General features: G+C 44.1%; 18 protein-coding genes. 1 reads left to right on the top strand and 17 read right to left on the bottom strand.

All coding sequences use genetic code 11. The features are described from left to right. Nucleotides 1-34: 34 nt before the first annotated feature. The 13 genes from NQ536_RS01090 to NQ536_RS01030 form a co-directional block, all read right to left on the bottom strand. Nucleotides 35-2,254, bottom strand: a complete 2,220-nt coding sequence (locus NQ536_RS01090; RefSeq protein ID WP_155803868.1) for a SpoIIE family protein phosphatase — start codon at nt 2,252-2,254, stop codon at nt 35-37. A 162-nt stretch (nt 2,255-2,416) separates the two neighbouring features. Beyond that, nucleotides 2,417-2,731 carry an FtsB family cell division protein gene (locus tag NQ536_RS01085; RefSeq protein ID WP_004852071.1) on the bottom strand — a complete coding sequence of 105 codons (315 nt, stop codon included), beginning with the start codon at nt 2,729-2,731 and terminating at the stop codon, nt 2,417-2,419. Nucleotides 2,732-2,921: 190 nt separating this feature from the next. Continuing rightward, entirely contained in the window at nt 2,922-3,248 is a 327-nt protein-coding gene (yabQ, locus tag NQ536_RS01080) for a spore cortex biosynthesis protein YabQ (RefSeq protein WP_004852073.1), read from the bottom strand. Next, nucleotides 3,245-3,520, bottom strand: coding sequence for a YabP/YqfC family sporulation protein (locus NQ536_RS01075; RefSeq protein ID WP_004852074.1), 276 nt, complete (start codon nt 3,518-3,520; stop codon nt 3,245-3,247). The genes yabQ and NQ536_RS01075 overlap by 4 nt, the downstream gene beginning before the upstream one ends. Before the next feature lie 108 nt (nt 3,521-3,628). Next, on the bottom strand, nt 3,629-3,868 hold the full coding sequence (locus tag NQ536_RS01070; protein WP_004852077.1) for an RNA-binding S4 domain-containing protein: 240 nt from the start codon (nt 3,866-3,868) through the stop codon (nt 3,629-3,631). Nucleotides 3,869-3,882: 14 nt separating this feature from the next. Then, nucleotides 3,883-4,155, bottom strand: a complete 273-nt coding sequence (locus NQ536_RS01065; RefSeq protein ID WP_004852078.1) for an HU family DNA-binding protein — start codon at nt 4,153-4,155, stop codon at nt 3,883-3,885. A gap of 196 nt (nt 4,156-4,351) precedes the next feature. After that, entirely contained in the window at nt 4,352-4,897 is a 546-nt protein-coding gene (locus NQ536_RS01060; RefSeq protein WP_004852080.1) for a stage V sporulation T C-terminal domain-containing protein, read from the bottom strand. Between the two features lie 76 nt (nt 4,898-4,973). Then, the gene (locus tag NQ536_RS01055; RefSeq protein WP_004852082.1) at nt 4,974-6,845 is read right to left on the bottom strand and encodes a hybrid sensor histidine kinase/response regulator; all 1,872 of its coding nucleotides are present in this window, start codon (nt 6,843-6,845) and stop codon (nt 4,974-4,976) included. A gap of 65 nt (nt 6,846-6,910) precedes the next feature. After that, entirely contained in the window at nt 6,911-10,804 is a 3,894-nt protein-coding gene (locus NQ536_RS01050; RefSeq protein ID WP_004852085.1) for an ATP-binding protein, read from the bottom strand. 40 nt (nt 10,805-10,844) lie between these two features. Further along, nucleotides 10,845-11,897 carry an extracellular solute-binding protein gene (locus NQ536_RS01045; RefSeq protein WP_227909672.1) on the bottom strand — a complete coding sequence of 351 codons (1,053 nt, stop codon included), beginning with the start codon at nt 11,895-11,897 and terminating at the stop codon, nt 10,845-10,847. Continuing rightward, on the bottom strand, nt 11,816-12,304 hold the full coding sequence (locus NQ536_RS01040) for a type 2 periplasmic-binding domain-containing protein (RefSeq protein ID WP_227909673.1): 489 nt from the start codon (nt 12,302-12,304) through the stop codon (nt 11,816-11,818). Before NQ536_RS01040 ends, NQ536_RS01045 begins: the two co-directional genes overlap by 82 nt. Before the next feature lie 35 nt (nt 12,305-12,339). Continuing rightward, nucleotides 12,340-12,687: an Hpt domain-containing protein gene (locus NQ536_RS01035; protein WP_044998200.1), complete on the bottom strand. Its 348-nt coding sequence runs from the start codon at nt 12,685-12,687 to the stop codon at nt 12,340-12,342. Between the two features lie 125 nt (nt 12,688-12,812). Next, entirely contained in the window at nt 12,813-13,919 is a 1,107-nt protein-coding gene (locus tag NQ536_RS01030) for an HD domain-containing phosphohydrolase (RefSeq protein ID WP_044998201.1), read from the bottom strand. A gap of 222 nt (nt 13,920-14,141) precedes the next feature. Here NQ536_RS01030 and NQ536_RS01025 point away from each other — a divergent pair, with 222 nt between their 5' ends. Continuing rightward, nucleotides 14,142-16,718, top strand: coding sequence for a hybrid sensor histidine kinase/response regulator (locus tag NQ536_RS01025; protein WP_155803869.1), 2,577 nt, complete (start codon nt 14,142-14,144; stop codon nt 16,716-16,718). Between the two features lie 73 nt (nt 16,719-16,791). Here the strand turns inward: NQ536_RS01025 and proC are convergent, their stop codons facing one another. The 4 genes from proC to NQ536_RS01005 form a co-directional block, all read right to left on the bottom strand. Then, nucleotides 16,792-17,577 carry a pyrroline-5-carboxylate reductase gene (proC, locus tag NQ536_RS01020; RefSeq protein WP_004852095.1) on the bottom strand — a complete coding sequence of 262 codons (786 nt, stop codon included), beginning with the start codon at nt 17,575-17,577 and terminating at the stop codon, nt 16,792-16,794. Between the two features lie 56 nt (nt 17,578-17,633). Beyond that, a complete protein-coding gene (locus NQ536_RS01015) occupies nt 17,634-19,124 on the bottom strand; it encodes a DHHW family protein (RefSeq protein ID WP_119201911.1) in 1,491 nt (496 codons plus the stop codon). A gap of 124 nt (nt 19,125-19,248) precedes the next feature. Further along, nucleotides 19,249-20,679, bottom strand: coding sequence for an MBOAT family O-acyltransferase (locus tag NQ536_RS01010; protein ID WP_004852098.1), 1,431 nt, complete (start codon nt 20,677-20,679; stop codon nt 19,249-19,251). 104 nt (nt 20,680-20,783) lie between these two features. After that, entirely contained in the window at nt 20,784-24,605 is a 3,822-nt protein-coding gene (locus NQ536_RS01005) for an EAL domain-containing protein (RefSeq protein ID WP_004852099.1), read from the bottom strand. Between the last annotated feature and the right edge of the window lie 14 nt (nt 24,606-24,619).

Here is a 24,619-nt window from a genome sequence, read left to right as displayed (position 1 = left end):
CTGCCGCAATGGTCATTATAACATAAATCTCCTGCTATGCCGCACCACTTTTTTCTGATCTTCCTATCACCGCGGCCATCACCGTCACATCATCCCTCGGTGATATGTCTTCCTGTCCAAGCATTTTTCCCACTATCTCATCCACCAGCTTACGGCTATCTCCAATGTGTATGTTCCCGAGCAGGCGGTTCATGACTCCATCAGTATCCATATCTGAGATTCCGTCGCTCACCATCACAACCGCATCACCGGCAGAGAGATTAATATCCGCAATATCACAGTCCGCCTCGTCAAGCACCCCAACTGGAAGCGTTGTGCTCGATATGACCTCCACCGAATTACCTTTTTCGCCTGGATGAACAACGTATGTCAGAGATGCCCCCTGTTTGAAACTCGTCATCGAACCATCATACATATCTATTACCACCATGTCAAACGTGGTAAATGTGCGCCCCTGATTTTTCTTCGACATGCACCTGTTGGCAAATGCAATGCTGTATTCCGGAGGAAATCCCGCCTCAAGCATCTCCTCCATGGTATCAAGCATCATACAGCTCTCGCAGGACGCCAGGCTTCCGCTGCCCATTCCATCTGACAGCATCATCACCAGCCTGCCATCCTCGTATTCCTTGACGGAAAAATTATCTCCGGACACCGGGGAACCATATTTTCTTATCCTTCTCACATGGTACATTCCCCTGTATGCCGCACTCTCCTCATATGCCGCCATCCTGTAGTCATCAAAGAACAAACTCGGCGAATTCATTCCTACCCTTATATTCCTTCCAAAATACCGGCTGAGGATCACCGCTACCTGCCTTGAAAGCACCATACCCTGACCAGTCGTTCTTCCCACCACATAAAAGCGGTTTCTCCCACTGTCATCCGTGAGTTCTGTCACTCTCACATCTTCCATGCCCAACTCGCGCATCTGTCCAAGCAGTTTTTCGTCGGATACTTCCCGTGCCTCTCCTATTCTCTCTATCTGCCTTCTGAATCCATCAACAAGCTCTCCAACCTGACTCAGACTTATCCCAGGATCCTCACTTCCGGCAAATGTGTAATCAAGCCGCCTGAATGTATTTGCCATATCTTCCATTTTAGAAGATGTCATCCTGCTTATCTCCGTCGCTGCCGCCTGAAGGCATGCCGGACTTATATCATCAGCAGATTTCCCCAAAAGAGATCCGGGCACGGCGACAAACAGCATCACCGGAAGCCCTAGGTTGACACAGCACACTATAATGTCATATGTGGTAAGAGTTGTCCAGTCAAATGTCCCATACCTCTGAAGCAGCCTCCCCTCCCCCATAGCATGTCCTATCTCAGCGTTACATATAAAACCAGGTCCCGCAGCAACGGCGGCAAGAACCGCTCCAAGCACATAAAATATACATGCCGGTATCCTTCTGTGACCTGAAAGTGCTCTTCCTATGAGCATAACCACCGTGACCAGCAGCATCCAAGGGATCCAGCCCATATTACCTGTCTTTACGGAAAGGATACCTCCCGCCGCAGCGGCAAGCCCGCAGCCGTAGGAAGCACCCGACCTGTACACTACATACAACAGCATCAAGAGGGCTGCCATAAGTGACGGAGCTATGCCACCGACTATATCATCAGGAATGTGCCACAGCATAATGGCACATATTGCCATGATGCTGACGATACATTGATTTGTATCGTATCCGGCAATCCCTGCCTCTCGTTTCCAGTCACCTCCCGAAACCCGGCTAGTAACCGCCAGTATCCCCGGCTTTAATATGTAAAATGCACACACGTACACGATTCCGGCGACGATTCCCCTGCCGACACCCACAGCCCATCCACTATCCGAAAATACAGTTTCAACTATCAATGCTGCAAGCGCGATTGGAAGCACTCCCTCATTCCCATCAGCAGCCGACCTGCCTCTCTGACCTTCCCGTTTTCTCCTTATATCACACATCTTCATTATAAATAGCACACATGCCAAAAGCAGCATATACCTTCTACACACATTCACTGCTACATCCCCAGAATGTTCCACGATCCCATTTTCAATATATGGCATACCCAAAAGTCCAAATGCTCCCAGGGTAATCCCCCCTGCCGCACACACATACAGGAGCAGATAGCTGCCGCCCATCAGACAGCATGCCGCATATATGGCAGCGGCAAACGGAGCCATACGGCACACCACAAATGCTCCGCCAGCAATACACAGAAGCGTCATAACTCCCGTCCTGATTCCCGAATTGATTCTTTCCCTCATATAATATACAGCCTCCTGTTTCACGTTGATAGTGAACAACAGTATAGACGGCTCATATGTAAAAAAATAGCGAATGCTGAGATCAGCATCCGCTTTATTGTGATATTATTCTAAAAATTATTCTTTTAAATCAGTCCTTTGATAAGTAATTCCTTTGATGAATTATTCCTTTGGCTTGATGACTATCTCATCCGGGTAAACAAGACCAAGCTGTGATCTCGCCACATCCTCGACATACTCATCAGTCTTCATATACTCTTCCTTCTCCTCAAGCTCCTTGTGCTTCTGCTTGGCATCGTCAAGCTGTTCCTGAAGCTCCTCAGCCTGCACCTGAAGTTCCTTCTTCTGTGTTTCAAGAGTCCTTGCCTTGTACATGACCACACCAGCAAGCAGCGCCAGACAGCAAATAACAGTTATCACGCCTATTCTACTGGATATTTTGTTTTTTGAACCCGTTCTGCCAGTTCTCTTGCTCATCAGGAAATCCCCTCTTACTCATTGATATCTTTACGTTAAATCTGTTGGATTCTCATATTTACTGATATTTCTTGCTATTTCTTGTAATAATATACAAAAAAATTGTATCCGAACAAACATATTGACATAATTTTACTATTTAAGACTAATTATGTCAACGCACTTTTGCCTCTCACATTTTCACATTATTCTAATCCTTGTTTTTTCTGTACAATATATAGTCCGCCATTTTCGACGCAACCCAATTTATTGTGTAAAAAGTAATTAAAAAACCTGAAAAAAATCCTAAAAAAATATATAACCTTATCCTTCCACCACAACATATGTAATTGAGCGCAATTATAGCAACACTTAATACTAACCAAAGTGCAAGATCGCAGAACCAGGTCACAATTTTGCCTGACCTTAGAAGCTTTCTGAGTCCTCCAAACACTACTCCAACGATCCCCATCGCTGCTCCCACCATCAGACAGAGCACATACCCTTCGGCCTGGATGCGCACGAATTCACTGATCATTTGAACAGGCTCTTGAGAGACAGAGCTCCCTCCTTTTCCCCGGAATACACCATCGTGTTGAAATTTCCTGTGAGTTCCAATATTCCCTTGTCAAGGTCCAGAGTGCTTGCCTGCATATTCTTACCCGTTATCTTCAGTTTCCCCTGCTCCGTCACCAGAAGCACAAGATCAGTATCTATAGATATGACCTTTGTCACGCCGGTCATGGACATGCTGTTTCTATTGTCGATTATGAGCTTATGTGGCTTGTTCTTATTTGCTGCTTCCGCCATACTTAGAAACCTTTTTAAGATGCTTAATAAACTATATGAGGGCATAAAAAAAATATACCGGAATAACTTTCGTATATTCCGGCATATTTTTACACATACTCAAACATGTTATACATATTCAAACATATCTTTCGCATCTTCCTTTTTGGTGGAATCTGCGATCATGGTAACTCTGACCTTCACAGTCTTATTGCCAAATGCTATCTCGATAACATCCCCAACCTTGACCTCCGTTCCGGCCTTTGCCACCTTATCGTTCACCATAACCCGCCCGGCATCACATGCCTCGTTGGCCACAGTTCTCCTCTTAATAATTCTGGATACTTTAAGATACTTATCAAGTCTCATCTCAAACCTTCAGATTAGTTGATTGAATCCTTTAATGCCTTTCCAGCCTTGAACTTAGGAGCCTTTGAAGCAGCGATTGTCATTGTCTCGCCAGTTCTTGGGTTTCTTCCCTCTCTAGCTGGTCTCTCTGATACCTCAAATGTACCAAATCCAACTAACTGAATCTTCTCACCTTTCTTTAACTCGTCTGCTACAACATCAGTGAATGCCTTTAATGCTGCCTCAGCGTCCTTCTTTGATAATTTTGTCTTCTCAGCGATTGCTGCTACTAATTCTGTCTTATTCATCAGAAAATTCCTCCTTATTATGTTTAATAACTCTCCATATGCTGTACATTCACAATCTAAACCCTAATGTACAATCTTATGAGTTCAACATGTATAGTTATACCTAAAATGGCTATATTTGTCAAGGAAAATAAGGGATTTCAAGGCTGAAACCCCTTGATTTTACTTACTTTTTGCCAGTTTATGACCCATGGCTCTAACCTTCCATCTGTTTGCCCAAAAAAGAGGCTGCAATAGCCGCTGCTTTTTGCTCAATATCACCTATTTTGTGGCTACTGTCCCTCACCATGACTATGACAGATCCTATCGCATCCCCCTCCGCTATTATGGTCTGTATGACCTGCCCATCACACTCCATACCGTCTACGGTTATACGGACAAATCCAGGCTCTCCTTTTCTCGCCACTATCATCTTCCTGTCACTTATGACATCTTCTAGCTCTCGGTGAAGCTCCTTTCCAAGCATATATTTCTTGGGAATTCCCGCTACTGCAATGACCGAATCCCTGTCGGTTATCGCAACGGGAAGCCCCAGACTCTGCGATACCGCGTCCACATACTGCTGCGCAAATACCGCCAAATCCGCCATCGGAGAATACTTTTTTAGCATGATCTCACCATCGTTTCCCATAAATATCTCTAACGGGTCGCCCTCCTTGATTCTTAGAACCTTTCTTATCTCCTTTGGCACCACGAGGCGTCCCAAATTATCAATTCTGCGAATAATACCTGTCGCCTTCATATTCCGTATCAATCCTCCATCACATGTTAAATTATTGCTTTGGAGTTATTATGTGGAATTTTTATTAAATTATTCTTTATAATATGCCCGCCAGAGTCATCTTAAGATCCTCTGCATTTATAGGCTTTGCTATATGCCCATTCATACCTGCATCAAATGCCTGTTTCCTGTCCTCTGCAAATGCATTTGCTGTCATAGCAATTATCGGTATTTCTGAAAGTCTCTTATCTTCAAACTGCCTTATAATTCTTGTTGCCTCATAGCCGTCCATGTTCGGCATCTGGATATCCATGAGAACCATGTCGTAATATCCCGGTTCAGAACCTTTCAAAACATCTACACATTGGATGCCATCGCATGCCCTATCCACGGTCATACCCGTCCCGGCTAGAATAGTCTGGGCAATCTCTGCATTCAGGTCATTGTCCTCCACCAGCAGTATCCTCTTACCTCTGAAAGAATAATCTTCTGTAGATTTTACCACCTCTCTGTTTTCTGCAGCAATTTCCGCAATCTTGTGTTCCAGTGTGACCGTGAACGTTGTGCCTACCCCCTGCTTGCTCTGTACATCTATGGTTCCGCCCATGAGGTCGACTATCTTCTTCACTATAGCCATGCCGAGCCCCGTTCCAAACTGGCCACTCTCCGTGGAGGTCTGTGCCCTTGTAAAATCCTCAAATATGTGTTCAAGGAACTCCTCCGACATTCCTATTCCAGTGTCCTTAACAGTCGTCTGTATCCTCGCATATCCATCACGGTCACACGGGATCTCCTCTATCCTGACTGCTACACTGTCCCCCGGAAGTGAATATTTATACGCATTGTTAATTATATTCATGAGGATCTCTTTCAACTTGACAACATCACACTTGATATTGTTGTGTTTGACGTTGACATCCCATATGAAGTCAATGTGCTTCTCCTTCATCTGAGCCTCAAAAATCCAGTAAACCGCATCAAGACTCTTCTCCACAGATATATCCCTCTCATCTAGATCAGACCTTCCGCTCTCTATACGTGCCATCTCAAGCACGTTGTTGATAAGTGAGAGCAGATAGTCGCTGGACGACTTTATCTTACCTATATAGTCCCTTGCTTTTTTCTCGTCCCCAAGATTTTCGCCGAGAAGGTCTGTAAATCCGATAATAGCATTCATAGGAGTTCTTATATCGTGCGACATAGAATTCAGGAACACAGTCTTGGCGCTGTTCGCCTTATTTGCCATGTCAAGCGCCTCCTCAAGCTCACGCTTGGACTTTTCCAGCATCGCAAGCTTCTCAACTTTCCGGATATCCTCCATACACAGCTCCATGTACACAAATATCGCCGACAGGGTAAGACCTGCAAGTATGTAAGAGCCACCAGCTATTACTTGAAGTACAGAACATATCAAAGCCGGTATTAAGGCAATTGTCATGATGACCGCCGATCTCTTCTCCTTTCTCGTTATTGAATATGCCACCGCACTTACAAGCGTGACGACTACATAGGTATATGGAAATACTATCTGGAGCGCGAACAAAGTCCCCCTGTGGTACACTCCCGCATCGTCTGCGTAAAACAGCCAGTGCGTCCACCACGATGCTATGCTGAGCACTGTTATAAGGACAAGCGGAACAATCCCGAACAATCTCACAAGCTTTGATTTGATGAGAAATGAGTCCTGTACGTGTTCAAAAAAAACAAACCATTCATAGGTGACAAACGTCTCCGCTATCATAAAAGCACTGTTTAGAACAAACACTGTTATCTGCGACATATGTGCAAGTCCCGCGTCAATCATTCGCACAGGTATATTTATTATCTGGAAAATTATGATTCCAACCACAAAATGAGAAAACCGCCTGATGAGTTGGTTATTCCTCTGAAAGAAACATCGAAGCCCTATATAGATCATTATGACAAGTATGGCGTACTCACATGCCATAGTCTGTAAGCATTGTATCATCACTATCCCCCCTTATCGACATATAAAAAACTGTTTTCTCAGAAATCCCTTACATACAACTATATTTATTGTTTCCCACCCCACAGCGATGCCAGCATCTCCTCTAATTTGCCTATATTCACAGGCTTTGACAGATGCCCATTCATTCCGCTTGCCATGGATCTTTTCACATCGTCATCAAATGCATTCGCACTCATGGCAACTATCGGAACAGTTTTGCAATACTGCCTGTCCATGTGTCTTATGGTTCTTGCCGCCTCAAGTCCATCCATCACAGGCATCATGATATCCATAAGGATCAGATCATAATAACCATCAGACACTTCCTCGACACGCTGAACAGCCTCCTGCCCATCACGTGCCTCCTCAACGGTCATGCCTCTCTCCTCAAGGATCATCTTTATTATCTCCATATTGAGTTCATTATCCTCAACTGCCAAGATCCTGCGTCCTGAGAAGTTGGCACGCTCAGCTGTATTCTTCTCCACAATGTCACCTTCAGGAACTCTCTCCAGTCTCACGGTAAAGCTGAAGCAGCTTCCCTTTCCCACTTCGCTCGCAACCTTTATATCTGAATCCATCATATGTACAAGTCTGCTGCTTATGGCAAGGCCAAGTCCTGTACCCTGCTTTCTCGCATTTGCCGAGTCGTCAGCCTGCTCAAACCGCTGGAATATAAGCTGCTGCTTGCTCTCTGGGATTCCGATGCCATTATCCTTTACCGCAAAGTATATATCTGAGTGCTTCTCATCAACAGGCAGTTCCTTGACAGTCAAGTCGACATGTCCCCCAAGATTGGAATACTTCACCGCATTGCTCAGAAGATTTACAAGGATCTGATTGAGCCTGAGCTCGTCACCGTAGTACCAGTCATGAAGAAGGGTGATATTCTGCACAAACGTAATATCCTTCTCATTCATCTTGGCATCCATGATAGAATCTATATTCTTCATCATATCAGGAATGCTGCACTTGTCTATAACAAGTTTCATCTTGCCACTCTCAATCTTGGACATATCCAGGACATCGTTGAGTATGCCCAGAAGGTATCCGGATGCACTGTCTATCTTCTTCAGACATTCGATACGCTTGTCCTCAGTCTGGTCAGGGCGCAACGCCACCTCAGTCATTCCGATGATTCCATTCATAGGCGTTCTGATCTCATGTGACATTCTGGCAAGGAAGTCTGACTTTGCCTGGGCTGACAGATCATGTCGCTGCATGTTGATCCTGTTCTGTATTATCGACAACATTTCCTCGAACATCTTCGTCTCGGCATCATCACGCAGTATGCCGCCGTCCATACCTATAAAGAACAAGCTTCCACTGTACTGACCATTGTCCATCATGTGATACACTACCCCAGTCTTTCCTTTAGCAAATTCTCCGTACACCGGATCGTCCCCGCTCTCCTGATCTAATATCAGCACCATCTGGAAAGTGTTTCTAGCTGCAAATCTCTCGTAATCACTGTCAGCGCAGTGGACTATGCCCTCCCAGCTGATACCATCCGATCTCCACTGATAAGTCCTGCTGTTAGACATATATTCCTTATTGAATCTGGTAATGATCACATTTGTGACATGATATTTCTCCTCAAGTTTTAGCGCAAGCATATCCATAGATACCCTTGCCTCAGTTCCCCTGTCGAACAGATTCAGTGCTATCGACGAGAGGCTCAGCTGATCCAGCCTGTCAACCGAATCTATCCCACACAGACATACTCTGCCTGCATCTTTCATATCGCTGTGGGATATATTCTGATAAATCTCATCCCTGCAGTTCTTTTTCTTTGCCACTGTAAGAGCCAGCTTCGCCTGGTCAAAGATCTCCTGAGTCGTAATTTTCTCATCTTCCGCATACGTGAGTCCTGATCTGAAATCAAGCTCCAGATAATTGTCATTGGTGAGATTGCCCATCTCATCACGCAGTCTTTCCACAAGCTCTGTGGCATTTTCAGCGTCCACTCCCGGGAACCACAAAAGCATCTGGTCTGCACCCGCTCTTATAAATACCGCGTTCTCTATATCCAGCGCATTGCTTATATCTATTATGAGAGCCGCAAATTTTTCAATCACTATATCGCCAAATATCAAGCCATATTTTTCATTTATACGTGAGAACTTCTCTATGTCAGTTATGACCATTGTTCCCCTGCATTCAGTCTGCCTTGAATTCTGAATCGCTCCCATGCCATGGCCAAGTCTGTAAAATGATGTCAGCACATCATATATCTGCTCATTCTGCTGAGTCTCCTCAAGAAACTTTCTCTGGTTTATGTTATGGATACAGCCAACTATTCTGTCTTTATTGCCATTTTCATCATTTATAACTGTGCCTCTGAGTTCTACCCACTCATATTCACTGTCATCATCCGATTTCAATCTGAATTCAACGCAAAGCCTGCTGTCCGCATTTCGTGCTGCATCAAATAGTCTTCTCTTGTCCAAAGGATGTACTGCATCATTGTTCAAGAATTCCGGGTGTTTCTTACAATCCCAAGTGCCATCGTTACTGCCTGTATTTACAAGCTCAAGTTTCTGGTCCGTCTTATTGTAGGTAAAGAATACATCCTGTGAACTTTCAACTGCAATCCTGTATCTTTCTTTCTCCTCTATGATCTGCACTTCGATCTGTTTCTGTGCATCCGCAAGATTCTCTATCACATCGTGCAGCTCATCAACCTCCACTATATCAGATATCTTGAATCTGTGTATGCCCTCAACACCGCCTCGTACACTCTCCATCAATCGGTAAACCGGCTTTGTCACATATCTCGACAATATAAGTACCAGAACCGTCGCCATAAGCACGCTGACAAGTACAGATATACATATAATACGGAATAAGGCATCTCCCATTCCATACACAGAATCCTCTTTCACGAATCCACACAGAACCCATGATGTATCAGTGTACGGCACATTTGCGCTGTACAGATCAATTGCCTTTTCCACGGCATATATATCCTGCTTACCCGCCTTCACGCCATCAACCTTTGATATGTTATCTTTTTGCTGTGTGAGTGTAAAGCTCCTGGTATCTCTGGATACAGCATCGTACAGCGTACCCTTGCCAGCTATAGCATGATATATACCATCACCATCCTTTATGGCAAGTGCGTACCCTGCATTCAGATTGCTGTCAAGGCTGCTTACCGTGAAATAGCTCTCAAGATAGCTGACACTTATCTCTATCCCCACCACTCCATATATGGTGTCGCCGTACCTGAGCGGCACAGTGTATGTTATCATATGGTGATTGTCCATACTGCTATCCTCAAGAACAAACGGTTTAGACCAGTATCCCAGATCTACCATCCTTGCACCGAAATGTTCCATGGCAGCCTCGTATGGGATATAGAAGAAATCATCACATGATCTGCGTCCGCTTCCATCAAATGTGAAATCCGTGGTCCAGGCACTGTCAAGGGATATTGACCAGTTCTGGGAAAGTTCCTTGCTGCCCCTCTCAAGAAGAAGGTCTGTGTTGGATGCCGTCTTATTCTGTGGGTCAGAGTCACGTATAAAGAATCCTCTGTAATTTGCTCTGTTCTGAAGCTTCTGTTCATTTGCAAGTATGAGAAACACTCCCGATGTGGTGTTGTACTGGAGTGCATCCACCATATCAGGAAAAGTCTGGTTAAGATATTGCATCTGTGCATTGTCATCCTGCAGGAATTTCTTTATATCTATCCCCTGATCATCAAGCACCTGTGAAAGTGTATCGTTTAATAGATCCTGCTCCTTGTATATGGATCTCCAGTGCTCTACCATATCATTTTCAAGCACGACCTGTCTGTTCTCAACAGTGTGATTATCCAGATCTATCACATTTCCAGACATTTTTGATCGTATTCCGCTGAATATCATTGCAAGCAATGGCACAAGCCCCTGAGCCACAATAACCGCAATTACTGGCACGAGGAATATCGTCATCAGTCTCTTTTTTCTATTCATAATGTACCATCCCCCCCCTTCTGGAAATAACCAGACAGCCCTACTGCTCTCCGACAGCCTCTTGGAGTGCGCTGCTAAATCCATCGTACCACTCGTCAAATGCCTCGTCAGATGTGCATTTCTCGATCACAGCCTTTCTCGACTCATCATCTGATGCCGCTGCAACCTCTTTTCTTGCCGCATCTGCCGCATCTGACATATTATAGTTTAGAACATTTCTGGCATCATATCCATTGTCAAAGTTCTTTGTGGTATAAAACATGGTACTGTCAAACTCATTCATTACCTTCTTTATGCACTCATATGCCTTGTCATTGACCTCTATACTGTCCTCTTCTATAATCTTGTCAAGTTCATCTATGCTATTTGCCTCTTTCAAAACAGGCAAATAGCCTGAATCGCATATAAACTTAAGGTTATTCTCCTTCTCTGTGAACCATTTGAGAAACTCACATGATGCGTACTCATGCTCCTTGTCAGATTTGGTCACCGCCATTCCGGCACCCTGCTGAACCTTGTAGTCCTCTCCTCCAGCCATGACGGGAGCATCCAGAACTACATATCCTATAGGGTATGACATATCATCTGTCTCCACCTTATCCGGGAAATAGAATGTAGAAGATGTTGACCCTGTATATGCGATGATATCGCCGGTCTTCACATCATCAGAACGGAATTTGCCATACGCTGCAAAGTACCCCTTTACATATGGCACGTAATAATTATCCCATAATCTCTTTATAAGGTCTTTATCTATGTTGAATGTTACCTTGCTGTCTTTAACCTCAAATATCTCTCTGCCCATCTGTTTCATGCCTATTACAAAATAATTTGCCATGGCATCTCTGCCGTAGAATGCCTTTCCATCGTTTGTAACATCCGGAGTCTGAGCATCTGTCCAGTTATAATACTTCTCTGCAACGGATACCACACCCTCTATGGTAGCCAGTTCATCGAGACTGCTGCCAGTTGCTGAGGCAAATTTATCCCAATCTGTCTTGTTGATCATCATTATCTCTGTGGACTTTGCAACCGGAAGAAGATATAGTGAGTCGTCCTGGGTAAAGTAACCTTCCTGAATATATGAATCCACATATTTTGAGAGCTCCTCATCAGAAAAAGATCAGTGAGCTTGTCTTCCCTCTGAACTGCATATGCTGTATCCGCATATGATGAGAATATATCCGGAAGATCCTCAGCGCCAACAGTTCCCGACAGTGATTCACTGACAGCCTGTTCAAGATCTGACACAGATCCATAACTATAACTCTCCACATAGATTCCCTCATCCTTACCCTTTGTGGCATTAAATGTATCTACCAAAGAGTCAAATGTGGCCTGCTGCGTACCGTTGTAATAGTGCCAGACTTTTATGGATACCGGATGCTCCGGATCCAGCCGGGCCTTCTGGGTTCCATCTTTTCCACTGCTGCCGCAGCCTGAAAGCATTGCAATTGACATGACCGCTGCCATGATCCTGGCGATCACTCTCTTCTTCATATTATTCTCCTCCTGATCTTCCTCAGACACGTGGATCAGCCCACATTTTTAAGTGCGTTCACCGTTATATCATACTGTTCTCTTACTTTCTCGAATAGTTCGTCAGCCCCATCAAGCGACCTTCCCCTGAGCTTTTCCGTAAGATCTGAGCTCACTGTATAAAGATTCTTTAGTCCAAGGTTCAGGCACACACCCTTAAGTGTATGCGCTGCACGGAATGCATTCTCTGCATTCTTCTCTGCAAGCGCCCCCTTCAGGTTACTATAGCTATCGTCTTCCAAAAACTTAAGCGCAAATCTCTCTATAAGCTTTTCACTTCCAAGTCTGCCAAGCACATCCTCAAAATCTGCTCCTATTGAATCGTAACACTCCTTTATATTCATAACTGTCTCTCCCATCTTTCTATATGTCTTTCTGTATATCTTTTTTATAAACCTGTTTATAACCATATCAAGCAGCCTGTCTTGTTCCTCCAGACCGAAGTGGTCTGTGTAATATTAGCCAACTACTATGCATCTGCCTTCTTCATATCATGTCTGCACGCAAGCTCCTCAAAATCCTGTCTGGACTCCTTGAAACACTCTATCAGCCTCGGTGAAAATGTTCCACACTCTCCGTCAAGTATCATCTGAAATGCTTTATCCTTGGCTATTGCTTTCTTGTATACCCGTTCACTTACCAGAGCATCATACACATCCGCTATAGACACAAGCTGGGCAGATATCGGTATCTCCTCGCCCACAAGTCTATCAGGATAACCCTTGCCGTCATATCTTTCATGGTGATGACGACATATCTCGTAACTCACCTTCTCATAATCCTCACTCCACGTTCCAGCAATCTGAGTCAATATCTCACAGCCCTTTGTGGTGTGAGTCTTCATATACTCAAACTCATCGGTGGTAAGCTTGCCTGGTTTTAACAGCACGCTGTCCTTGATGGAAATCTTGCCCACGTCATGAAGGGCACTGGCTGAAACTATCACCTCTATCTTATCCTGCGTCAATCCATACTCAGGATACTTCTCCGCAGCTTTCTCAGCAAGTATCCTTGTAAATCCTTTGACTCTCTTGATATGCTCCCCACTCTCTAAATTTCTGTACTCAACCACTGTACCTAACACATCCACTATCTTCTCATTTGTCTCTCGTATCTTTTCTGCCTGAGCCTGAAGCAGTTTATTCTTCTCTCTAAGATCTCTTGTCTGAAGCTTAACCTTGTCCTCAAGATGGTTTTTGTACATGAATAGATCAGCCGCGTTCTTAACTCGTCTCCTGACTGTCACGCTGTCAAAAGGTTTTCTGACGAAGTCCGAAACTCCCATGTCAAGACATTTAACCTCAACGTCCCTTGTTGATTCTGCACTTATTACTATGACCGGTATCCTGTCTATAAGTCCTGTGTTCTTCATATAATCAAGAACCGCATACCCATCTACATTCGGCATGATGAGATCCAGAAGCATTGCTGATATATCCCCATTGTCATTCTTCAGAATCTCGATTGTCCTCTCTCCATCCGCTGCCTGCACGATGTCATATTGATCGCCAAGTGCCACAGCTAAGATCTCTCTGTTCAGTTCGATGTCATCAACTATCAAAACTTTTTCTCTCATTATGATTCTCTCCTCTGATTCATCCATCGAATCCTCTTATAATAAATAAAGTAAAATCTTCACAATCATCCACAATAATTTTAGAAGCTATTAATAATATTGTCTATGGAATTAATTACTATTTATATAGCTTTTTAGTCCACTTACGAGTAAAATTGTCATAAAGGGACAAATACGATGAGCATTTAGAACAAAGAAACCATTATGAAGGGGGAATATTTTATGGATAATTTTGTAATTCTGCAACAGATGTTCGCCATAGACAGAGCTCAGAACCGGGCCGAACTCAGGTCATCCATACAGACTCTGCTCAGGATAATCGGCAGCTACACAAAATCTGAGCGAGTTTATATATTTGACAAGGACGAATCCACCGGTGACTTCTGCAACTCCTACGAATGGTGTGCTGAGAATGTGAAACCATTTATAGAGGATCTTCAGTCAGTACATCCAAACGACATGCCATATTGGCTGAATGCCTTTGAACGGGGCGACAGTGTCATAATCGATGATGTCAATGACGTAAAGGATATCATGCCATCTGAATATAGATTATTAACTCTCCAGAATATACACTCAGAGATTTCATTTCCTATATTCTACAAGAATGAGCTCCGGGGCTTTATAGGCGTTGACAATCCGCACATCAATGAATCTGAATCATTCCTCACCCTCCTTGGAGTTGTGGGCGGTCACCTTGGAAATGTCCGGGAATCACTCAGGATGACAGAGCTGCTTGAACAGCGCAACCGCTCTTTGGAGAAAAGCCTTATGGATATCGAACGCGACCAGAAGTTTCTGTCCATACTCAGCACAGATTACATATCCGTCTACTGCGTGGACTTAAATCTTGACACCATTGAACCACTGAAACTTGACTCCACGGCAAATGCGGCAAAGATAAGTGATCTGAAGGCCGGCAATGCAAAGTGCTATTCCGCCCTCATAAAATCATATTACGACAATTATGTCATAAAGTCTGCATCGCCAAATTTCCTTGAGCAGCTCGGCATCGAACACCTGAAAAGCCATATATCGATAAATGGCAGACTGTCATTCAGATATCAGGTCACACCGAACTCCGTGGGGCAGGAGTACTTTGAGGCAGAGGTCTTCCCGTTTGACTTTGGATCCGACTCAAAAGTCTTGATCGGTTTCAAGAACATAGATGACCTTATCTCCTATGAACAGAACTCCAGAAGACAGCTGCAGGAGGCTCTCGATGAGGCAACACTCAACAATGAGATCATATCTGCCATAAGTAAGATTTACTTTTCCATATACCGGATCGACCTCGCACTGGATATGTACGAAGAAGTCTCAAGCGACAATGAGGTTCACAGACTTACAGGACGCATGGGCAGGGCATCAGCCAAGATGAAGGAACTGTGCCACCGCTTTGTAGTACCAGAATATCAGGACAAAATACTTCAGTTCTTTGATCTCTCAACTATACCGGAGAGACTGCACACCGAGGAGACCATAGCTATGGATTACCTCTCCAACGACGGTAACTGGCATTCTGCCCGTTTTATAGTACAGAAGAGAGATTCTTCAGGCAACGTGACCAGCATACTTTATGCCACCCGTCTTATCAGTGAGCAAAAGCGCCGTGAGCAGAGCTGGATGCTGCTCGCAGAGGAAGCCAACAGGGCAAATGAAGCAAAATCAGAATTTCTGTCAAAGATCGCACACGACATAAGAACACCTATGAACGCAGTGATGGGATTTGCGGATATAGCAAAAAATTGCCCAGACAACTCACCAAAGGTATGTGATGCACTAAAAAAGCTTACCACATCCGGAAAATATATCGAACAGCTTGTGAGCAATATACTGAATATTACCAGTCTTGAGGACGGCAGACAGAAACTCAACCCCGTCGAGACGTCCGTATCAGGGATCAGCAGCACCCTGAGTCATATATTTGCCCAGGAGCTTATGAACGACGAACTGAACATAACCTTCAGCTGCCACGATATACTCTATGAATACGTGATGGCAGACGGCTTGAAACTTAAACAGATATATTCCAACCTGCTGTCTAACTCCATAAAATTCACACCAGCAGGAGGTGACATAACTTTTGATCTCTACGAGGAGCGCATTGACAACTCAAACAATATACGCCTTGTTGCACGAATAAGTGACACGGGAATTGGAATAAAGCCGGAATTTCAGGCTGATATGTTCAGCAAGTTTACCCGCGAGACAGACACCCGAATAAACAATGTGAGGGGAAGCGGACTTGGACTTGCCATAGTAAAAGAGCTTGTAGATCTGATGAAGGGAGATATAGAAGTTAACAGTTCTGTGGGAAAGGGAACGTCTATCACTATCACTGTGGAAGTTCCTTTCATCATCAAAGATGATCTCTGGACCGGCGACCGCGATTATGCCACGGATATAACATCCGTATGTTCCGGCATGCATCTTCTGGTAGCAGAAGACAACGAACTTAACTACGAGGTGATATCTGAGCTTCTAGGCATGAATGGAATTTCCTGCGAGCGGGCAGAAGACGGTGCAATATGTGTGGACAAATTCAAAGCCGCAGCCCCTGGCACTTACAACGGAATCCTTATGGATCTTCAGATGCCTGTTATGGACGGCATCGCGGCATCCTGTGCCATAAGGGAACTTGACCACCCTGATGCCAAGCAGATCCCTATAATCGCGATCACGGCAAATGCTTTCGCAAAGGACATTGAGAGATGCCGCCTGGCGGGTATGAATGAACACTTATCCAAGCCACTGAACATAAGAAGACTTATAAGTATCCTTTCAAAGTTCAAATAATATTAATGTTCAGATAATATCAACATAAAAACATAAACCTAAGAATAGGGGGTATCCGTGGATACCCCCTATCTTATTTCTTGTTCATGATAGCGTCTATAGACTTTATGCACGCGCTCCTTATCCCTGACTCTTCAAGGGATGCCACACCGCAAATGGTCGTACCTGAAGGTGAGCACACATTATCCTTTAACACTCCCGGATGTTCCCCGGTCTCCAGCTGTAGTTTTGCTGATCCAAGGATCATCTGTGATATCAGTCTGTACGCCGTCTGTCTTGGAACTCCGTACTTTACAGCCGCATCGGCGTATCCCTCTATAAATAAATCCACAAATGCAGGTCCGCATCCAGTAACAGCACCGCCTATTCCCATGAGATTTGAAGGAAGCTCCTCAACTATTCCAACGGCTGCAAACAGATCCTTTATCTGTGCACGTTCTTCCTCCTCAAGTGAGTTCTGCGCCTCAAAGAGCATGACACCCTCATACACCATGGCTGGTGTATTCGGCATCACAAACTGAACCCTCACTGAACTGTCAAAATACTCGCTGTACTTCTTAAAATCCCATCCTGCAGCCACAGACACCAGAGCCTTTCCGTGAAGTTTCTCTCCGATCTCCACCAGGACATCATTTATCTGGTAGGGCTTACATGCCATGATGACAGTGTCCACAGCATCCACCAGCTCCGAAAGTGATCTGCACGGAGTAAATCCATATTTCTCCGCATTGCCGAGCAATTTGTCATAGTGCGGTGCATATGCATACACATCTCCCGCCGCTACCTTGCCAGAATTAACAAATCCTGCACAGAGTGCCTGTGCCATATTTCCCATACCTATAAACCCTAATTTGTCCATAACGATCTCCTCCGGTTTGTTGTATTGTTGATATCCTTTATCTGAGACAACTGATGCTACTGCAGCACGCCGCTTATCGTGGCTGCTACATCTTCATCACCTATGAGTGATATGTTGTTGATACAGATAAGATCATCTGCCTGCTTTTCCTTAACAAAGTCTATTACATTAACATTTGAATATCTGTAGTCCAATATATATATAGTGGAATAATGATCCACTAGGAACGGTATGAACGCATTTCCATATGATTCTTTCATCACCACGCACGTCGATCCATCAGTGACTTTTGGATTCTCTATCACTGCCATCGGTGTATCTCCGCCGACAAATGTCGAGTACAGGGTACCCTTATCCCAACCATTGACATCCATTATAACGTTCCACTTCTGCTCTGAACCATCATCATTCCAGTAAGTCATATCATTTGTTCCTATAGGTTCATAAGCATATATGGTATCAGGGTTCTTCTTCATATCTGAATTCTGGAGGGTATTGTAGAAGCTGCCAAGGAACCCCTTAAATATATCTTTTTTTCTCTTATCAAGCGGTATCTCTGTTATGCCCTTGGTCTTGCAAAACTCCTCATATGCGTAGAAAGCTCCGTCCGCCGTCCAGTGATGGTCACTCCTGAAGTAGATATATTCATCATTGTGCTCTTTGAGTGTATCGAATATATCCACAGTTTTTACGCCCTGCATCATACTATAGTAATATTCTATCGCCTGCTTCTGGTCAGAGCCCCCAAGTTTTGCAAGATCGTCATCTGGAAGGAGCACTCCTGAATTGTTTGGCACAAGTATGTCGTATACATCTGCCACACCAGAAAGCTTTGATGCCGCATTGTTCATCGCATTTATATACTCAGTGGCAGAATCCTGTACAAAGTAATACAGGCTGTACGCCGCGCCATCTTTCACATAGAGGTTATCCTGGAGCTGCTTCTGGAACGCAGCATCCATGGCCTTCGAATCAGGTGGATCAACGGTCTGCACTGTTCCGTCTTCCGTAGAGGCATCCTTATTCACCTTGGAACCTGTCTTGCTTGCAGGAAGTCCGATCTCTGGATCCTCGGTTGTCACCTCGGTAGTTGTCGCCGTTGTCTGGGAGTTCTGCTTCTTTTCATTCTCATCAGTCTCTGGGATATCATCGCCCTTAGTGTTTCCGCCAACCATCTGGGTTCCAGTCTCTATGCCATAAAGTGACTTGAGTCCCTGATCCGCCGCCACAAGTTTATCTCTCATCGGATATGTGTCTGAGTACCACAATGACACACCTTCAAAATACGAACCGTCAAGAAATGATGTTATCGTAAACGATGGGAATTTAGCCAATTCCCTTTTTTCTGTCATAGACTTTTTTGGTCTTACGAAGAACAGCAGACCGATAAACGCTCCGACCGCCATTATCGCCGCAAATGCCAGAACCCCGATCGCCCTGAACTTCCTGATCTTCATTTTCTGGCTTCTGGAATATCTTCTCACATACCGTCTTCTGCTACGGTTGATATTTTGTCTTGAACTATTTCCTGAATTTCTTCTATTCATATCATATCCACTCAAATCTACTTTCGTCTCCCCGCCTGAGTATACCAACACAGACCGAGATCTAATATACAATTTCTTTAAATCAATAAGTCTCTATAACCAACTGTTTTTCTACCCATCCTTCCTAGAACTGGAAGTACAGGAACGGATTGTAGCTCGCGCCAACCAACGCCAACACTGACACTATCAGAAGTATGGCAGGTGTTATCATCTCCAGCACATTATGCACGTTAAACACCAGCGCATTCTCCTTGCCCATCTCTATCATTGTCTTTCTGAATCTCTTGCCCAGATTGGTACATGCCACTCCTGCAAATATAAGGAAGAAAATGTTCTTGAGGAACACGGTTCCAAGCGCCATATTTGCAAATCCTGAAGTGCCAACTCCGAACATTCCTGCAAGCACAGTACCAAGCTCAGAAAGATTCTCAAACCTAAATATCGTCCAGCCAAACAGGATGACAAGCAATGTATATATGTGTGATGCCACAGGTCCAAATCTTCCGCCGAGGAAGAACTTCTCAAGGAGCAGGAACGCTAGATAGTAAAGCCCCCAAAATATATAGTTCCAACTCGCGCCGTGCCACATTCCGGTAAGGAACCACACTATCGCCATGTTTCTTATGTATTTGGCAGTGCTGCACCTGTTGCCGCCGAGCGGTATGTACACATAATCCCTGAAAAATGAGCTAAGTGATATATGCCATCTTCTCCAGAAATTATTTACTGAGTTTGCCATGTATGGATAGTTGAAATTCTCATCATAATGAAAACCAACCATTCTGCCCATTCCTATAGCCATATCTGAATATGCCGAAAAATCCAAATATATCTGCATCATATACGCGATCATTCCTATCCACATTCCAAGTGTCGTCTGTGCCTTGAGGCTTTCAACACCGGCTGGGAGAAGTGTATCGGCGATGCTTGCACAGGAATTGGCAAGTATTGCTTTCTTGGCAAGTCCCACCGTAAATCGTCTGACACCCATATATATGTCATTTTCTGTTATCTTTCTATTGTCTATCTCATCAGCTATTGTCTCGTATCTAACGATAGGTCCCGCTATGCACTGGTGAAAAAGGCTTGAGTACAGAAGAAGCTTCCAGAACTCTCTCTGCGGTCTCACCTGGTTTCTATACACATCCACCACATATGATATGAGCTGGAATGTGTAGAATGATATTCCTATAGGAAGCACCAGCTCCGGCACCACCTTTGGAACGCCAAATATCATTTTAAAATTGCCGAAAAAGAAACCGAGATACTTAAATATAGCCAGGCAGCCAAGCATCACCACAATATCACAAACCAAATAGAACTTCTCAGATCTCTTTGTATATCCAGTTCTCGCCTCGTCGATCTTAAGCGCAAATATCCAGCTCACCAGAGTTTCGCCGGCCAGCAGCAGCAGATATCTCGGACCACCCCATGCGTAGAACACTAATGAAAATATGAGAAGCACCTTATTGCGTTTCTCCTTTGGGACTGCAAAATATACTATGAGATTGGCAGTCAAAAATACAAATAAAAATATCAAACTTGAAAAAACCATACTTATTATCTCCAAAAAAGCTTTCTAAAAATCACTTAATCGGCAGTATTATACTTCACAGCAGACTTTATCTCAACATAAAAAACATAAATATATCGGCAGATCTACAAGTCTACAGTCTGAACCTCTCTGTCCCTGGCCATTCCATTTATAAGAAAGCTGACCCTGCCATTGCCTATTGTTATGTCTTTCTCATCCGCGCCTATATCCATTCCTACACTGTTTGTGACCTGAGTGTTAATATCAGAATTGACAAACAGTATTTTCGCCGTATGTTTACCATTTCCCATTGCATAAGCATTTCTTCCCTGTGCCACAACCTTGACATATGCATACTTTATCTCTATATCCGTATCCCCATTCCTACAACCTATTCCATAACACTCGTTGGATCTGACATTCATGACTACATTGATGTTCTGCATCCTCACCCTGCATTTGCTGCCTCCCAGAGTTCCCACAACTGCTGTTGAGATGGATGCTCCGGATATCTTCCCGGAAATATTCTCTATCTGGATATCAGCATTGCCATTGTATGAGCCTATGGATACACTTCTTGCTATACCGTTATATATCTCTATATCACAGTTCTCAATTCGAAGTTCACAGTCACTATCCATACAACCGATTACTACACCCTCCTGGCCACGCTGGTCTATCTCAAATCTTCCCTGCTTGATATATATGTTGCCGCCAAGTCCAGAACCTATACCTATACCTCTCATCCCCGTCGCAGTTATAGACAGAGTTCCATCCTGGCTGAAATACAAGTCTCCATGTCTTGAGGACAGATCATTTCCTATGCAGTAGTACTTGCCGCCTGCCTGAGTTATCCTCAGATCTCCATCTCCGGCAATCTCCAGTCTTGACGACTCTGGAACCTGAATACCTCCGGTTCTCAGTTCATTATCCCCAGTCAGAACTATTCTGACGTCACAGTTGTTTCCAAGCTTTATACATGGGGTTCCTTTTTCTCCTCCAAGGCTTATACTGTCTATCCGAAGCTCACCTCTGAAGCCGTCCCCTATATTCATCAAAATATTTGATTTAAAACCTGGCGTGCCTGTCATATTTATATGTCTGTATTCCTCTCCTATCTTTCTGAAATCGAGGGCAGTATATTTGTTGAACGCAAGCTGAACCATGGATATATCATCTTCATCAGTGATAACATATGTTTTCTTTCCGTACTTTGTCGTCTCCGTCTGATTATACTGAACTATCTCCATGACGACCTTCTTGTCTATCTCTTGGATTGCCTGAGACGAAGGTTTAGCAGTATAGTACCCCTGTATCAGATCCGCACCAAGACGTATGACTTCCCTAAGTTCCTTATTAAGCTCAACCCCCTCGGCAAGTGTCACTATGTCGTTGTCATGGGCAAACTCTATGATGTCTTTCACAAAATGCTGTTTCTGCGGATCTTCATGTATATTGGTCATAAGCATTCGGTCTATCTTCACATACCTCGGCATATAACGCAGAAGATTATTTACATTGGAATAGCCGGAACCGTAATCATCTATGGCGGTCTCAACATTCATCCCCAGGTACTTTTCCTTGATCTCTCCAAGCATCTGATCGCTGAGTTCTGCTTCCTCCGTAAATTCCACAACTATCTTATCTCCCAGCTTTCTAAGCAGTTCCTCAATAAGTTCCTGATCATTGTCGGAAAGTCTGCAACCAGGTATACTGTTGAGGAATATCTTTTTGCCCTCAAGCTCATCTTTTTTCTCTTCCACAAGACTGAGTACATTGACAAATGTCGCCCGCTCCACATCGCTGAGTCTACCCATCCTCTCCGCACTCTCTATTATATCGAGCGGTGACACATACTCATCACCAGATGTTCTCATGAGTACCTCGTAGGCATATATCTGGCCTGTCCTGGCATTCACTATCGGCTGGAAGTAATATGCGAGCCTATTGTTGTCCAGTATCTCTGCAACCATTCTGTCTCTTTCCAGATCCGCCTCAGTGAGCTCCGGATTGCGGGAGCTTTCTATATACTCCTTCATCTTCATATTATTCTTATTATTTATAAGGTCATTGATGTACTTGTCAAGATCTTCCGCCCCTGTGATCATCTCTCGATCCACGGCATAACAGATCTCTATTTTATAATCATCTTTATTAACCTCATTGAACCTTCTTGTTCCAGCCTCGATGCGCTCTATGACGTCCCTCGCATAATTTTCATTTTCCTCTTCCATTCTGGAAGCAACCACAAATTCGTCATTGCACATTCTCATGCACACATCTGACTTACTGATTGAAGACATGATGATATCGGCAAGTACCTGTATTGCATCATCACCAGTCTTTCTGCCTAATCTGGTATTGACCTGTCCAAGCCCTTTCATATCTATTGCAAATAGCAGAATACGCTTTCCATTCATCAACGCATCTTCGCATATATCCCTGCATTTATGAGTAAATCCGTTGTAATTGTAAACACCGGTAAGGTCATCTCTCGTCTGTGAAGCATTAAGCCTGTCTATGAGTTTCTGAAGATTTGCCTGTCTGTAAAACGCCTCCATCCCCTGCATGACCTGCTTCAGCATGCCTCTGTAAAGTCCGCTGTAAGACTCGAAAGCGCCCCCCCCACTGATCGCCGCATAACCGAAACACCTGTCATTAAAATTCAACGGTGTAAATATATATGCCTCTGGTTCATTCCTGTCATTGTCAAGTTCTGGAAGAAGTTTCGACACATCGAAACACTCATCAAAATCTATAGCATTGTTTCTGTCTGATCCGCCATATTTTATGATTCTATATATATTCTTGGTGTAGCCTACTCTGAGTGCATTTGCCCCCATCATAACTTCTGGTGCATTCCAGTACTCATTCATGCATATGCTGAAATTCCTTAAACTGCCATCTGGATGTGTATACTGAAACACCGTGTTGAAAAAACCTCTGTAATCAGTCTGTGACAGAAGATCCTCCATCAAGTGATTGTAATATGTGTCATATGCCCCCATCTGGGAATCAATATTCCACACCCTGACACTGTCCTTGCTGCTGTACGCCTGATCTGCAGCAGCCGAATCCATACACTTTTTACATCCACAGCTCTTACCCCAATGTATACGTGCCCTGCATTTGTACGGCTTCGGATCTATCCCTGAAAGTTTTGCATCTACCCAGTCAGCAACATATATTCCATCCTGTCTAGCTGGAATATCCACAGATGTGAGCGGTATAGCTCTCTCATCATTCAGATCTGTTGTGTCGTATCCCACAAGTGCAATATCCTCCGGAACCTTCACTCCTCTTCTCTCGAGTTCGGCAGCAAGTCCCAAAGCCATATAGTCACTGGCGCACACAACTGCATCCGGCATTTTCTCCCTGTCATCCAGCAGTTCATCCGCCATTTCTCTTCCCGAATCATACCAGTTATTACCATAATATATATCGGAATCTCTGCATTCCATGCCGTGTTTTCCAAGACTGTCCAGAAACCCCTTTTTCTTCATTTCTGAATTGATATTATTTTCCCAGCCATTAAGCAGGACTATATCTTTATATCCATGTACATCTATCAGATGATCTGTCAGCTTACAGATATTCTCCCGGTGATCTATATTTACAGAATCATACCCATCGACATAATCCTCCACGACGAGAACCGGGCCTTCATATTCCTGCTTCAAGCGCCACAAAAGTCCCTCAGCTATTCCCGGAGTTTTTATTCTGTCGGTAAATATGATCACAGCATCATACGCCCCAAATTCAACCAGATTAAATATATTCGACTCACCTATTCCACGATCACTCGTGTCCTGGCATTTCAGATACATCGAAAACACACATACATCGTACCCAAGCTGTGCTGATCTCTCAAACAGACCCGAAAGAAATCTGCTTTGAGTATACTCATCCGCCTGCGCTGTGAGTACGCCTATCCTTTTTCTTCTCATAACAACATACGCCC

Origin of the sequence: Coprococcus eutactus (genome assembly GCF_025149915.1) — a bacterium.
Classification (GTDB): domain Bacteria; phylum Bacillota; class Clostridia; order Lachnospirales; family Lachnospiraceae; genus Coprococcus; species Coprococcus eutactus.
The sequence above is the reverse complement of the archived record's forward strand: the minus strand, read 5'-3'. Positions and strand labels throughout refer to the sequence as shown.

Coding starts and splice junctions, on each gene's coding strand:
- NQ536_RS01050 (WP_004852085.1), bottom strand. CDS start 10,804: ATGAATAGAAAAAAGAGACTGATGACGATATTCCTCGTGCCAGTAATT.
- NQ536_RS01015 (WP_119201911.1), bottom strand. CDS start 19,124: ATGAATAGAAGAAATTCAGGAAATAGTTCAAGACAAAATATCAACCGT.
- NQ536_RS01035 (WP_044998200.1), bottom strand. CDS start 12,687: ATGAATATAAAGGAGTGTTACGATTCAATAGGAGCAGATTTTGAGGAT.
- NQ536_RS01090 (WP_155803868.1), bottom strand. CDS start 2,254: ATGAGGGAAAGAATCAATTCGGGAATCAGGACGGGAGTTATGACGCTT.
- NQ536_RS01060 (WP_004852080.1), bottom strand. CDS start 4,897: ATGAAGGCGACAGGTATTATTCGCAGAATTGATAATTTGGGACGCCTC.
- NQ536_RS01055 (WP_004852082.1), bottom strand. CDS start 6,845: ATGATACAATGCTTACAGACTATGGCATGTGAGTACGCCATACTTGTC.
- NQ536_RS01025 (WP_155803869.1), top strand. CDS start 14,142: ATGGATAATTTTGTAATTCTGCAACAGATGTTCGCCATAGACAGAGCT.
- NQ536_RS01085 (WP_004852071.1), bottom strand. CDS start 2,731: ATGAGCAAGAGAACTGGCAGAACGGGTTCAAAAAACAAAATATCCAGT.
- NQ536_RS01010 (WP_004852098.1), bottom strand. CDS start 20,679: ATGGTTTTTTCAAGTTTGATATTTTTATTTGTATTTTTGACTGCCAAT.
- NQ536_RS01065 (WP_004852078.1), bottom strand. CDS start 4,155: ATGAATAAGACAGAATTAGTAGCAGCAATCGCTGAGAAGACAAAATTA.
- NQ536_RS01075 (WP_004852074.1), bottom strand. CDS start 3,520: ATGGCGGAAGCAGCAAATAAGAACAAGCCACATAAGCTCATAATCGAC.
- yabQ (WP_004852073.1), bottom strand. CDS start 3,248: ATGATCAGTGAATTCGTGCGCATCCAGGCCGAAGGGTATGTGCTCTGT.
- proC (WP_004852095.1), bottom strand. CDS start 17,577: ATGGACAAATTAGGGTTTATAGGTATGGGAAATATGGCACAGGCACTC.
- NQ536_RS01040 (WP_227909673.1), bottom strand. CDS start 12,304: ATGAAGAAGAGAGTGATCGCCAGGATCATGGCAGCGGTCATGTCAATT.
- NQ536_RS01005 (WP_004852099.1), bottom strand. CDS start 24,605: ATGAGAAGAAAAAGGATAGGCGTACTCACAGCGCAGGCGGATGAGTAT.
- NQ536_RS01070 (WP_004852077.1), bottom strand. CDS start 3,868: ATGAGACTTGATAAGTATCTTAAAGTATCCAGAATTATTAAGAGGAGA.
- NQ536_RS01030 (WP_044998201.1), bottom strand. CDS start 13,919: ATGAGAGAAAAAGTTTTGATAGTTGATGACATCGAACTGAACAGAGAG.